The following is a 13,094-nucleotide window of genomic DNA, read 5'->3' as shown; positions in this document are numbered from 1 at the left end:
ATTCAAGCCAGTTCGGCTGACGCGGAGGACTTGCCGTTTAACAAAGACCGACGGCCCGAGACTGCCGCCGCTGCTTTCAACCGGCTGCTTCGAGGACAGTCCCACGGAAGCGGAAACCATCAAGCCGATACCTTTGTGTTCGGCGCGGGAGCGTCGGCTTGCGCCAAAGCTTGCAGGTCTATCACTCTATCCACCGACGCTATCGTTTCCGGGCGGTGAGCGATGATAATCCGGGTTAACTTGAGTTGGCCGATCGCCGCGTTGACCGACTTTTCCCTGGCGACATCCAAATGACTGGTAGCTTCGTCGAGGATCAGAATTTTCGGGCGTTTATACAGCGCGCGGGCCAGCAACACCCGTTGTTTCTGGCCGCCCGACAAGACCGTGCCCATGTCGCCGATCAAGGTGTTATAGGCCATCGGCATCGCGGCAATGTCGTGATGCACCGCCGCCAATTGCGCGCACGTCTCTATCCAGGCCTGGTCGGGCGCGGCATCGAAGAAACAGATATTCTCGGCGATGGAGCCGGCGAACAACTGATCTTCCTGCATCACCGCCGCCACCATGTCGCGGTAGACGCGGGTGTCAATTTGGCTCAAGCGGGTACCGGCAATCCGAATCTCGCCTCGCACCGGCTGCAACAGGCCGAGAATGAGCTTCGCCAACGTGGTTTTGCCGTAACCGGACGGCCCGACGATGGCCACCGATTCGCCGGCGGCGATTTCCAGATTCAGATTTTGCAGGACCGCCGGTTCGCCCGGCGCATAACGGAATTCCAGATTCTCGATTTTAATCGCCGGCAGCCGGCTGTCATCGGCGGGCATCGCCGCCAAGCGCTCGGCTTCGGTTTCGTGCAACGCAATATCGGCGACCCGTTCGGTATGTAGCGCCAGCATCTTGAATTCGATGCCTTTTTCGATGAAGCCGCCGACCCGGTCGGTAAACTGGTCCTTGAACGACATAAATGCAAACAGCATCCCCACCGAAAATCCGCCGTCGAGAATGAACAAGGCGCCCAACCAAATCACCGCCACATTCTCAATACCAAACAGCAAGCCGTTGCAGGTCCGATACAACAAACCCAGCTTTTGGACCCGAATGCCGGCATTAAAGTGCTCGACCAACAGGTTTTGATATTGCACCCGGCGCTGCAATTGACGATTGAACAACTTGACGCTTTGCATACCGCGCACCGTTTCCAACAAATTGCTTTGCTGCTTGGCGCCGCGCAGAATCTGCTCCTCGGTCGCCTCTTTCAGCGGTCTGAACAAAGCCAAGCGCAGCAATCCGTAACCGACCGCCGCCGCCACCACGACCAAGGCCAACGGTCCGCTGTAAAACCACATCATGCCCAGTGTGACCGCCGCCATGATGCCGTCGAGGATAGCCTCCAAAAAACTGCCGGTCAGCGTGCGTTGAATCGCGTTCATCGATTCGAAGCGCGACACGATGTCGCCCAGATGGCGTTTCTCGAAATACGTCATCGGCAGCCGCAGCAAATGGCCAAACAGATTGCTCAATAACTGCAGATTGACCGAGTTGCTCAAGATCAGCACCCACCAGGACCGCAGCGCGGTGACCGCGACCCGAATCAGCATCAATAACGAAAACCCCAATCCCAGCACCGTCAGCAAATGCCGGTCGCCGGCCACCACGGCTTGATCGACCACCAGTTGCAGAAAAAAAGGCGCTACGATGGCAAACACTTCGATGGCCAAGGCCAAGGTCACGATTTGCCAGATAGCGCGAGCGGCACCGTCCAACTGGCCAATGAGGCGGGAAAGTTCGATTTGCCGGCGTTCCTCGCGCGGCACGAATTCTTGGGTCGGCGCCAGTTCCAGCGCGACACCGGTAAAATGTTTGGAGACGTCGGCGTAAGTCACACGGCGCGCGCCCTGGGCCGGATCGAGAATATCCAGCCGGCCGCTATCGACCCGAGTCAGCACCACAAAATGATTGAAATCCCAGTGCAGGACGGCCGGCAAGATCAAACGGCTCAAGTCCGGCAAATCGATACGCACCGGCCGGGACGCCAGCTGCAATTGGTCTGCAATACCGATCAACTGATTCAAGGTCACGCCCTTCAGCGACAGCGCGAAGCGGTGGCGCAGACTAGCCAGATCAACTCGATGGCCGTGGTGCGAGGCCACCATCGCCAAGCAGGCCAAACCGCACTCGGCGGCTTCGGTCTGCAGGATCAGCGGCGTGCGCTTGCCGCCGGAGAAATTTAGCCCGATAGGCGCACTCATTTAGACTCTCCCGGTTAAGCTGTACAGCGGATCGAACACCCAATCGATCAAGCGGCGGGTGTCCAAGCAAATATCGGCATCCAGACGCATCCCGGATTGCAGCGGCATTTCTTGTTTGTAAGCCGACACCGCTTGCCGGTCCAAGGCCACCGTCACCCGATACGCCGGCTCTTGCAGCTCGATCGGCAGGTCGGCATCCTTGGGGCTAATCAGCGTTTTGGCGATTTCGACAATCCGGCCGCTATAACTGCCGAAGCGTTGGTAAGGAAATGCCTGGTAGCGGATCAACACGGTTTGATCGGTCTCGACGAAGCCGATCGCGCTGGACGGCACCATCAATTGGGCCCGCAAGGCCGCGCCGGCCGGCAAGATCGACAACAGCGGATTGGCGGGATTGGCGACTTGACCGCGCTCGGCCAAGATCGCTGTCACCGTGCCGTCCCCCGGCGCGCTGATGACGATGGTGCGGCGGGATTCGGATTCGGTGATTTTTTGGTTCAATTCGGAAATGTTGCGTTCGATCGCGGCGCGCTGATTCTGGAACTTCAAACGGGCGCCGGCAATGTCGGTCTGAGTGGCTTGCAAATCACGCTGCGCGGTGAGCCGGTTGCGTTGCAAGGCTTGTAGCTTGCCTTGGTTGTCCAGCCACTCGTCCTGCTTTTGCTGGATTTGCACCGGCGACACGAAATGCTTGCCGGCCAATTGCCGAAACCGCTCGGCGCTAGTGGCCGAGCCTTCGACGCGGGCCTGCTGGGTGGCGATCTCGCCGTCCAGTTGTTGCAGTTCGCGCCGCAGGCCTTGCTCGCGATCCAGCAAGGCTTGATATTCGATACGATCGAGTTCGGCCCGCTGGTTTAATTCGGCGGTCAGACTGTCGCGGCGCTGACGCAGTTGTTCGAGCGCGGCGGTCTGCACTTGCGGGGTTTCCTTGGAGCCGCTTTCGGTGGACAGTACATACAGCGTATCGCCGGCCTTCACGCTTTGGCCTTCGGCAACCTGCTTTTCGACGATGGTGCCGGACTGCGGCGCGTAAACCTTGATCAACCCCATGCTGGGCGCCAAATACCCGCTGACGTGCGCCTTGCGGGTATATTCGCCCCAACAGGCGAAAGCGATCAAGGCCAGCGCCGCCGCCGACGCCAATGCGGTGAGTAAAGGCAATGCCGGCGACGCGATGCCTATCGCCTCGCCAAGCGGCCGGTCGCGCTTGAACGCCAGGGCCTGACTTCGAAACAATCCGGTTTCGTTCATATCGCCACCTTTTCCACGCATTGACTGATCGGGACCATGGCGCTCAGACGACATCCAGATCCGACGCCCGCCGCATGTCCTCGCTCGGGTTCAGGTCGTTGGTCACCACTTGCGGGCAGTGCAGGCAGGCGTCCCTGCCCTCCTGCAGCCACCAGCGGCAGTTCGAGCGTATCGAACAGGTCGGTAACTGCTCGACGACCACCGGGGTCCAGCGCACGACCTTTTCGACCAGACCGCACTTCGACTGTTCGGACCGATAGTGACCGCATCCGCTGCAAGCACACGGCGCCGAAAAGCGAAACACTTCGCCGGGCGTGACCGGTCCGGCCATTTCCAGGATCTCGTCGGTGACCGGCAGCGCTTCCTTCAGATAAGCCAGTTCCGGCTGCTCGGCCGAACCGGTCATCACCCCGATGACCTGACTGCCCTCCCAATCCGGTTGGGCGCTGGGACACAACACTAAGGTTTCCGAGGCCATGGCACGATCAACCCTAGAATGCGGCGAATTTATTCAGCGTCAGGCCCGCGTCGAGTTGCGGCGCGACTTGAAGCTGTTGGAGCAAGCGGCCGCCGTTGATGATGCCGTTCCAGTTCAACAGCGCCACCCCGCCGCTGACTTGCGCCAATTGTTCCGGACTCAATTCTTGACCGGCTAATTCCCTGACTTCCAGAGCCCGGTTTAAACCTTGCGATGCGAATTGGGCCAATTCAGATGTTGCGATACGCGATGCTTTTTTTGACATGACTACTTCCTCAATGAATGTGAATACGAATTAACCGATGGCGAATTTGGTGGCGATGTTCTTGATATTGATCGCGCCCGGATTGATCACCGGCCAAAATTTCTTCGGAAATTGGTTCAAGTCGCCGTCGAACGACACCAGTCCGCCGGATACCGCCTCGATTTCTTGGGCACTCAGCGTTCTTAACGTTTCTTGAAAGGGTTGTTTTGTGTTCATTGCGTTTCTCCGTCGTAAAATGGCGCTAGCGCCGATTCCGCGGCAATCTAAACTTACAGTGAGTTTGCCGCGCCGCCCGCCGAAACTCGGCGGGTGCTTGTACTGTACGCAACTCCCGGCACCGGGGGCTGTGACAAGCTTCACCGGGAATTCGTGACGCTTTTCACAGTGGAAAGCGCTAAAATCATTGGGAATCAACCGGCGGAAACAGCCGGACGGCGAACGTTGACCTAGGAAACACCATGCAAAGCGAAGTCCTTGCCAATCTGGCGAAAATCCCGTTTCTGGCCGACGCCGAGGAAGAGGCCTTGGCGGCGCTGGCCGCCAAGGTGAAAACCGTGAAATTTCCGAAACGGGCCATGATTATTTACGAGGGCGACGACACCAGTTCGTTGTACATCGTATTGTCGGGCGCCGTGCGGGTGTTTTCGACCGACGACAAGGATAAGGAAGTCACGCTGTTGATTCAGGAAGCCGGCAGCTATTTCGGCGAATTGGCCCTACTCAGCAATGAACCGCGCTCGGCGGCGGTCCAAGCCACCGAAAACACCGTGTGCGGCATCGTCGCTAAGGGCGATTTCATATTGTGGTTAAAGGCCCATCCGGATGTGGCGATCACCTTGCTCGGCGTTCTGGCCGAAAAAGTCCGCCACTTGACCGAAAAAGTGAAACAACTGGCGCTGTCCAATGTGTACGAACGAACGATCAAAGTGTTGCAGGACATGGCCGAGAAGGACGGCGACATTCAGGTCATCGCCCACAAGCCCACTCAACAGGAGTTGGCGAACATGGTGGGTTCGTCGCGAGAAATGATCAATAAGATCATGAAGGAACTCACCAAGGGCGGTTACGTGGTGGTTGACGGCAAAGCGCTGAAAATCGTCAATAAACCGCCGGCGGCTTGGTAAATTTGAGCGCCGATTAGAGCCTTGCCGCCACCTGCTCGGCCAATGCCAGCGCGGTGGTCCATTTGCCGCCGAATACGCTGATGAGTTGGCCGGTGCGATGCACCGCGTACTCCCGGGTGGCGCGGGACGGATCGGCGGCACTGGAAATTAGCGGCCGCACGCCGGCGAAACGGCCGGCTATCGTCGCCTCTTGATTCGGAAAGTAGCGCTTATAAGCCGCCAACAAATAATCGCGTTCGGCATCGCTGCAAGCAATCGCGTCGTCCAGGCCTTGGCGAACCTCGGTGGTGCCGAGCAAGGTTTGGCCTTTCCAAGGCAACACGAAAAAGATGCGCCGCTCGCCGGGCACTTCCAGCAAATAAGCTTGCCGGCAAGCTTGATTCAATAACAGATGGCTGCCTCTGACCAAGTCCAACCGATAAGGCGAATCGACGCCGCTGCGTTCCAGCAAGCGACCGGCCCACGGGCCGGCGACGTTCAACACCCGGTCGACACGAACGACGCCGGCGGTAGTTTCGATGATGCCGGCCGTATCCAGTCTCAGCACTTCGACGTCCTCGAACATCTCGACACCCTCAGTCCTAGCCTGCTCGGCGACCCAGACGCCCAAGGCGTAGTCGTCCATCCGGCCGTCCGAAAACTCGTAGCCGCCCAATAGGCCGTCGCCATCCAGACCAGGATCCTCCGCCAACATTTGCGCGGCGTCCAGCCAGACCGCGCCGGGCAACAGACTACGGCCGGCCAAACGGTCGTAAATAAACAAACCGGCCCCGACCGTGAAGCGACCGCGCCGGCCTTGCCGATAGAGCGGCATCCGCAAGCGCAAGGCTTCGGTTAAATGCGGCGCGCGCCGCAACCAGGCGTCGCGCTCCCGTAGCGACTCGCGCACCAGACGCAATTCGCCGTTTTCCAAATATCGCAGCCCGCCGTGCAACAACTTAGACGAGGCGCAACTGGTGGCGCGCATCAATTTGCCGCGCTCGTAAACGCTGACCCGATGGCCGAGCTTGGCTAGTTGCCAAGCGCAACACAAACCGTTAACGCCGCCGCCGACGATACCAATCTCCACAAAATGCTCCAATCCGCTGAATATTCCGGGCGCTACGCACGGCTCGCCCGGAAATGGTTAAAGTTCGCAAACCCGCCACCCTAGCAATCCGAGTATTGCACTGGCTAGTCGCCCGCAAATTAGGGAACGCTGGTTGAGTCCTGAATTTACGGTTTTTAAAGCGGCTGGGTTAAGGTTTTATGACAACAGGTACGGACGGCGCCGAATCTCCGGTCGTTGAACATGCCCGCCAAAGCCGATACGCTCGGGCGATGTCGGCAAAACAGGAGACATTCCAGCGAAGTTCCGCGATCCGCGCAATGCGCCAGGCATCGTTGCAAACCGGCCGGCTCGGTGAATGGTTGTCAACCCTGTCCGGCGGCACTTGCGGCGGCTCGCGTTTTAGCGAGCAATACGCGCCTGTTAGCTTCGCGCTGACAAACGGTCACGGCAAACGGCGTTGGTTTGGGTAAGTTTCTGGGGAATTACCGCCACGCGGCAAGCAAGGTCGGTTCTTCCCCGGCCGAAATTCACCGCGCTTGCGCCAAAGCTAGCGCAATCTCGGCCGCGAACCGGCTCAAACAACGGCTTTGCGCGGCGACAATGCTTTCCGCGTCGCCGCCGGCCGGCTCTTCGCATTCGAAACGCCGCCCCTGCCAGGCTTGCTCGGCTTTTTTGAATTGCCATTGCACCGCCATCCGGCTGACACCGGCGGCGGTCTGATGCAGCGCCAACAGATCGGCGCTGACTTGGTAATCGACGCTCTGCCGCTGCGGCCAGGGAAAGCGCAATACCTGCGCCACGCCCAGCCGATGCGCCAAGGATTGCATCAGCTCGCGGGTGATGTTGTCGTCCAACCGCTCCGCCCAACGCTGATATTCTTCGAGCTGATATTCATGCGGTCCAACCTCGACCACCAATTGCGGCCGATCAAGATAGGCCGGCAAACGGATCGGCCCCAGACCAACAACGCTCCCGGCCGGCAACGGCGCGACCGCCTCGGCGCCGGACTCGGCAGTCAGCAAATAAAACCTGATGGGCTCGCCCGCGCATCCGTACAGGGCCAACCCGGCGAAAACCGTTAGAACAAGCTTGCTGAGTAAATTCATCGTGGCAACCGAATACGTCGAGGCTAAACGCCGATTATCGCGTATATACCTCGCGACCGATAGTATTCGAGCGGCGGTTAAGCCTTGCGCCGCTCGCTTTTACACTACCGCTTCAGTTCGATGTGCAACGCGGCCTCGTGCACAACGCAACCAGTTTACGCCCGTCCCGCGCCGTCACGCCGCCGTCGTAATCCAGATCCCTGGGATCGCCGGGCGCGACCGCGGCACTTTTCCCGGCCAACAACCGCTTTAAGTCGTCCTTATCGACGTCGTCGTCACCGTCCAGATCGCCGGCGCGCAATTCGTCGTTATCCAAAACGCCGTCGTTGTCGCGGTCTATACCGATGCGTTCGCCGGAACCTGGCGGCACGCAGGTGTAGGTAAGCTCGCCGCCGGTTAACCCCGCCGACGCGCGCAAGTCCTGATCGCCGACGTCGCCGATCCCTTGTGCCGACGCTCTAAACTTACCGCCACCAACATACCAAAACCCGCTGTAGCGATTTTTCGCGACCAGATCGCAATGCTCGGCATCAGCCTGCGCCTTCAACAGGTCGATTCTCGCGGCAACCGCTTCGGTGCTTGCGGCGCTCAAGGTTACTTGCTGGCCGACAACCGGAAACAAATTACTGTCGAACGCGAACAAAAACGCTTCGACGTTACGCCGCTCGGTATTTCCGTCCGCGCCGAAACCGAAACCACCGGGGTTTCCGATCGGAATACCGGCCAAGTAACGTTCGATTGGGGTTCGAGCGTCGTTCGGATCGGGTTCCGCCGAGAAAAACGATTTGGAAAATATCTGCGCGCTCAGGAAGCGAAACAAGGTATCGACGCTGCCGTCGGGTCCGAAGCCGAAACCGCGAATCTGCGATCCCATATTGCCGATATTGCCCTTGGGTAAAAAGTAATTGGACTCGGTGGTCGTCGATTGCGACGCTAGCCCGAACATACCGACCTTCTGATACATATTGCGCAAGTGCGGAATTTTGAAGATTTGCAGCACGTGATCGAAACTGTAATGGCCGTCCGTTCCGAAAAAGCCCGGTTTGCTGACGTCGGCATACTCGGCGTTGCCTTCTCGATCGAGTACATGACAACCGTTACAGGAAAAGAAGCTATCCGAAGGCAGGGCCTTGAAATAAAAGTCTCGACCCGCCGACTGCTGAGCGGTCAAGCTGTCGTCCAAATTGCGTATCGGATTGGGCGGATAGGTAATCTCCATGACGAAATCGGCGAATTTTTGCATTTGTTCGTCGCCTAACATCGCATTTCGCCCAACCAATCCGGGAAAGGCGACATTAAATTTTCGAAACGCCGCGTCTTCGTCGAACGAACCGCCATTGGGTTGGACATTGGGACCGGAATTCGGCAAGGCATTGGCATCGTTACCGCCGGTGCGGTCTCCGCGCCAATGCAAGGCACCGTGGTTATCCATGCCCCGCAAGCTTTGGGTGGACATCGGTCCCTTCATAGGCCGAAAATGCGGATTGTATTCATGGCCCAATACGCGGGCGGCCACCTCGGGGGTACTGCGGAACGGGCCGGTATTTTCGCCTTGATCGCCATCCGGATCGCCCAGATCCCAGGCCAAGCTATCGAAGTCGCCGAATACATGGCAACTGGCGCACGCCGAATCGCCGTGGCTGGAACTACGCGCCGCATCGTACAGGAAGGGCCGGCCTTCGACGATATGCTTGGGTTCAGGATTGAACATTGCCGCATGCTTGACCTCCCGGCCGCTGACGGCGTCTATTACCGAAATCGAATTATCAAATCGCGTCAACACGTACAACAAGCCTCTCGCTTCGTCGAGCGCCAGTCCGCTGGGCCCGCCGCCGCTGACCGGAATCTGCGCCGCGCTGCTGGGAACGAAACTGTCATTTTCCAATTCCTCGGTGTTGTAACGCGCGATTTCGCTGGTTCCGAACGCGGCTACGTATAGCGTCTTACCGTCGCCGGTAATTGCCATGTCCAGCGGTAGCGCCACGCTGTCGGCGTTTTCCCGATTCGGAATCGGCTCGCAACATTGGCTGTAATCGATATGCTTGTTCAGATGTCGGGGCGCCACGGTGGGATTGCCCCCCAGCACGGTGATGCGATTTTCGCTGAAATGTCCGCGTACGGTTTGACCGTTACTGTAACCGCCGGCACCCTCGAAGCGGTTATGGTTCAACGCTTCGGTGTTGGTCACATAGACTTTGCCACTAGCGGGATTGACCAGCATGTTGAACAACACGGTACCGACACCGCTGTAGACCTTATCCGTCCGCAATGCCGGCGGATTGGCGGCGGCGTCGATCGCGAACACATCGCGGTCGGGCAACGAGAACGGCACCATGTCATCCCATTGTTGCCCCAATTCGTCTAGCCAATGGCTACCGTCGTATTTGACGATCAAGCCCGATTTGGGTTGAGCTTCTCCTGCGTGATTGGTGGCCGGTCCGGGATAAACCCGATTGAATGGCGGCGCGACGCCACGTTCGACGACAGCATCGTTCAGCGTCATCGTGGCGTTACCGGTGTGAAAGCCGGCGGCGTAAACCGTTTTGCCGTCGGGCGTCACCGCTAGCGCACGCGGCGTGTCGGTGAATAAGGTCAGCACCGTCAAAGGCGGTCCGTTCATCGCATCGCCTAGCTGTCCGGCATCGAACACCCACACATCGGCTCGGCCCACGCCAGGTACCGACAACTGCGGATCGACGCCGGTATTCTGTCCGCGGTGAGCGCTAGTGACGAAAGCCTTACCGCTAGGAGCCTGTCGGACTTAACTTACCAGCACTTCTGTTGTCATCCAGCTCAGCGAAGACGGCGGTCGAAGGAAGGATTTGCCACTGGTTAGGCGAGCGTTTTGGCGTTGGATTCCGATAACGCCAATCGAGCCTTTTGCTGGCCAATCGTTTCGACCATTAGACGACCCTCGCCAAGATATGCATCCGTTTCAAGTTGAAGGCCATGGCCACCAGTTTCCACTCACCGGTGACCGCATCCAGACCGCGTAAGGAGAATTGGCGAAAGCCGAGTACCTGTTTGATGATCCCGAACACGGGTTCCACCGTGCATTTGCGCTTGGCATAACGGGCTTTGCCTTCGCGGGTTTTCAAGTACCAAGCCATCTTTTCCAGCGGATCGTCGCCAGTCGGTTCCGGCGCATCCGGGGCTAAACGTTCCGCCAACGGCCGATGATGACTGTCACGGCCCATGGCGATTAAAGGTTCGATCCGGTTTCGTTCGCAAGCCTGGACGTTGGCGGCACTGAAGTAGCCGGTGTCCGCCAGTAGGGCTTCGGCTTGGCCCAAGGCGTCGGGCAGTTTTTTCAGTTCGGCCAGCATCGGCTCAACTTGTTGTTTGTCGTTGGTCTGCTGCGTGACCGTGGTGGCCACGATCAGCATCGTATCGACATCGACGGCGGCCTGACTGTTGTAGCCTTGCACAAAGCCTTCGTGACTCGGCAGGATGCGCGATTCCTCGTCGGTCAGGTTGATTTGATCGTCGGGCTTGGGGCCGGCTACCGGCGCCTTGGGTTCCGGGCCTCGCGGCTTTTGGCCAGCTTGCCGCTGGGCTTCCCGGCGGGACACCTTGTCCTCGTATGCCTGTTCGGCTTGCGCGTCGCGCGGTTTGGCCCGCTCGGCGATCTTGGCTTTCGCTTCACGCAAGGCTTTCAGCCGGTCTTCCCGCCGCGCCAATTCGTCCGGCAGATCAAGGCCGTCCCGGTCGTCCACCGCGTCGGTTTCGTCGGCCTTTTGCAGTAAGGCCTGAACTTCGTCTCGTAGCTGTGCTTCGAGCTTTTCGATATGGCTGTGGGACAAGGCCTTGTGCTTGGAGGCATTCGCTTTGAGCTTGGTGCCGTCCAACGCGATTTGCCCCAGCTTCACCAACTTCATCGCTTGCGCCAGACTCAGCACTTGGACGAACAGGTCTTCCAACTCGACCAGGAACGTCTTGCGGAAGTGAGCCAGGGTATCGTGATCGGGATGGGTATCACCAGACAAGAAACGAAACGCCACCGAATCGTAGGTGGCTCGTTCGATCTTCCGGCTGGAAAACACGCCGGTGGCGTACCCATAGACCAGCAGTGCCAATAATATCGCCGGATGGTGCGCCGCCGAACCCCGACCTTGATAGCGGCTCGTCAACCGGCTTAAATCCAACTGCTCGATGACTTCGACGACAAAACGCGCCAAGTGATCCTCCGGCAACCATTCGTCCACCGAGGGGGGTAATAGATAGACTTGATGGCGGTTGACAGGAATGAATCGACTCATCAAGGGCTCTCCCGGTTGCTGGTTCTTTCTATACCACCTATTTTATCTAACCAAGTTACCGAATGGACTATTGGCTTTTAAGTCCGACAGGCTCCTAGCAAATACAATGTCACGCGGCTCGTCGCCCACCTGTAGGGTTCGAGTGACACGACCGCCGCCGTTGTCATCCAGGCTGACGATACTGATGCTATCCGACAAATGGTTAACCACCCAGACTTCCTTATCGTTTCTAACTGCCAATGCGACGGGCTCCAAACCCACCGGTACCGACCCGACGGGCGTCAGTCGCTGATCGCCTACTTTAAAAATTTCCAGGCGATTATCCGGCGTATTCAAGGCAAACAACCGGCCTCGGTCTGCCGATAATGCCAACGGTCGTACCTGTCCGCTTTCGAACAACGTGAAATTGCTTTTACTCCCCGCCGAGACCGTGGTCGGTAAGCCTAACGCGCCTATCGAAATAAGACAGTACGCTAGGGCGTAGTTAATTCGTCTAAACATTTTGTTTACCTCCTGTTAGCTTGCATGAAATTGGCGCTCCGTCATGGAGCGCCGAATCACCGCAGGGGAATAGGCCGCGACAGCCTCCGATTTGAACCGTTCGCGGCCAATGCGGCTTGTGAAACGGCTCGGCTTCCGAGCGCAAGGGCTCACCCGCGCGCTCGGAACCGCTATTGACCTTAGCGCCAGAGCCTTCGTTAAGCCGAACGGCGCGGTTTAAACAACAAACCCAGGCCAGCCGCCATCAGCACGAAGGCCGGCGGTACAGGTACCGCGGTGACCGTTAGCGGCGTCGTACTAGCGGCTAAGGCGTCGCCGTCCGCGTCGCCCAACGCGTTGACCGCCAAACTAAGCGTCGTATCACCTGCTTGCAGAATGTTGAAATGCAAAACCGCCAACGTGAAATTGTCAGCTTGCCAAGCGTTCAAGTCGGCCGGATCGTCGAGCGATAATTCAAACACATTCAATTTTCCAGCTTCGGCTAAAGCCGCCGATTGCGGATTGACTCCTAGAGCGAACGCATCCAATTGATCGCCTAACCCCGCATCGCCGAAATCGGCCGATACATAGGCGAGGTGTGCCGTATCGAACAAGACGTCGAAATCGTAAGCGCCCAAGGCTGGCGCCGCGCCGTCGCTCAATCCGGATATCGCGACGCCGACGCTAAGTTCGGCCGCGCTTTGCGAGACTGGCAATAGTGAAAGCTCGATCGCGGCGTTCGCGGCGGCGGCGGCCGACAACAACATCGCTCCGGCTAAAATCTGTCTAAACCCATGTGTCATCGAATGGTCTCCTTGAAGTAAGTTGAAA

13 protein-coding genes are annotated in these 13,094 nt (G+C 58.4%); 2 read left to right on the top strand and 11 right to left on the bottom strand.

The window, feature by feature from the left end; genetic code table 11:
* Positions 1 to 119: 119 nt before the first annotated feature.
* Genes ACQE3D_RS08210 through ACQE3D_RS08190 form a run of 5 tightly spaced genes read right to left on the bottom strand, consistent with a single transcriptional unit; the run spans position 120 to position 4,459 of the window.
* A complete protein-coding gene (locus ACQE3D_RS08210; protein WP_427551571.1) occupies positions 120 to 2,249 on the bottom strand; it encodes a peptidase domain-containing ABC transporter in 2,130 nt (709 codons plus the stop codon).
* Complete coding sequence (locus tag ACQE3D_RS08205; RefSeq protein ID WP_427551570.1) at positions 2,250 to 3,500, bottom strand: HlyD family secretion protein; 1,251 nt, start codon at positions 3,498 to 3,500, stop codon at positions 2,250 to 2,252.
* Between the two features lie 43 nt (positions 3,501 to 3,543).
* Positions 3,544 to 3,978, bottom strand: coding sequence for a hypothetical protein (locus ACQE3D_RS08200; RefSeq protein WP_064030863.1), 435 nt, complete (start codon positions 3,976 to 3,978; stop codon positions 3,544 to 3,546).
* 13 nt (positions 3,979 to 3,991) lie between these two features.
* Positions 3,992 to 4,243, bottom strand: a complete 252-nt coding sequence (locus ACQE3D_RS08195; protein WP_064030864.1) for a hypothetical protein — start codon at positions 4,241 to 4,243, stop codon at positions 3,992 to 3,994.
* Positions 4,244 to 4,273: 30 nt separating this feature from the next.
* Positions 4,274 to 4,459 carry a hypothetical protein gene (locus tag ACQE3D_RS08190; RefSeq protein WP_064030865.1) on the bottom strand — a complete coding sequence of 62 codons (186 nt, stop codon included), beginning with the start codon at positions 4,457 to 4,459 and terminating at the stop codon, positions 4,274 to 4,276.
* 242 nt (positions 4,460 to 4,701) lie between these two features.
* Between ACQE3D_RS08190 and ACQE3D_RS08185 the strand changes: the two genes are divergently transcribed.
* Positions 4,702 to 5,367 carry a Crp/Fnr family transcriptional regulator gene (locus ACQE3D_RS08185; RefSeq protein ID WP_427551569.1) on the top strand — a complete coding sequence of 222 codons (666 nt, stop codon included), beginning with the start codon at positions 4,702 to 4,704 and terminating at the stop codon, positions 5,365 to 5,367.
* Between the two features lie 13 nt (positions 5,368 to 5,380).
* Here the strand turns inward: ACQE3D_RS08185 and ACQE3D_RS08180 are convergent, their stop codons facing one another.
* A complete protein-coding gene (locus ACQE3D_RS08180) occupies positions 5,381 to 6,436 on the bottom strand; it encodes an FAD-dependent oxidoreductase (RefSeq protein ID WP_064030891.1) in 1,056 nt (351 codons plus the stop codon).
* A gap of 179 nt (positions 6,437 to 6,615) precedes the next feature.
* Here ACQE3D_RS08180 and ACQE3D_RS08175 point away from each other — a divergent pair, with 179 nt between their 5' ends.
* Positions 6,616 to 6,888 (top strand): hypothetical protein, encoded by a 273-nt coding sequence (locus ACQE3D_RS08175; protein ID WP_426994221.1) that lies wholly within the window; start codon positions 6,616 to 6,618, stop codon positions 6,886 to 6,888.
* A 57-nt stretch (positions 6,889 to 6,945) separates the two neighbouring features.
* Here the strand turns inward: ACQE3D_RS08175 and ACQE3D_RS08170 are convergent, their stop codons facing one another.
* The 5 genes from ACQE3D_RS08170 to ACQE3D_RS08150 all read right to left on the bottom strand — a co-directional run bounded on the left by ACQE3D_RS08170 (position 6,946) and on the right by ACQE3D_RS08150 (position 13,066).
* The gene (locus ACQE3D_RS08170; protein ID WP_426994222.1) at positions 6,946 to 7,524 is read right to left on the bottom strand and encodes a PqiC family protein; all 579 of its coding nucleotides are present in this window, start codon (positions 7,522 to 7,524) and stop codon (positions 6,946 to 6,948) included.
* Between the two features lie 112 nt (positions 7,525 to 7,636).
* Entirely contained in the window at positions 7,637 to 10,144 is a 2,508-nt protein-coding gene (locus tag ACQE3D_RS08165; RefSeq protein WP_427551567.1) for a YncE family protein, read from the bottom strand.
* A 283-nt stretch (positions 10,145 to 10,427) separates the two neighbouring features.
* Positions 10,428 to 11,783: an IS1182 family transposase gene (locus tag ACQE3D_RS08160; protein WP_071156645.1), complete on the bottom strand. Its 1,356-nt coding sequence runs from the start codon at positions 11,781 to 11,783 to the stop codon at positions 10,428 to 10,430.
* A gap of 42 nt (positions 11,784 to 11,825) precedes the next feature.
* Positions 11,826 to 12,284 (bottom strand): YncE family protein, encoded by a 459-nt coding sequence (locus ACQE3D_RS08155; protein ID WP_427551566.1) that lies wholly within the window; start codon positions 12,282 to 12,284, stop codon positions 11,826 to 11,828.
* A 197-nt stretch (positions 12,285 to 12,481) separates the two neighbouring features.
* Positions 12,482 to 13,066 (bottom strand): cohesin domain-containing protein, encoded by a 585-nt coding sequence (locus tag ACQE3D_RS08150; RefSeq protein ID WP_427551565.1) that lies wholly within the window; start codon positions 13,064 to 13,066, stop codon positions 12,482 to 12,484.
* Positions 13,067 to 13,094 lie beyond the last annotated feature (28 nt).

Source organism: Methylomonas sp. MS20, from assembly GCF_050275925.1.
Taxonomy (GTDB): domain Bacteria; phylum Pseudomonadota; class Gammaproteobacteria; order Methylococcales; family Methylomonadaceae; genus Methylomonas; species Methylomonas koyamae_A.
This window is presented reverse-complemented; position numbering and strand designations above follow the sequence as displayed.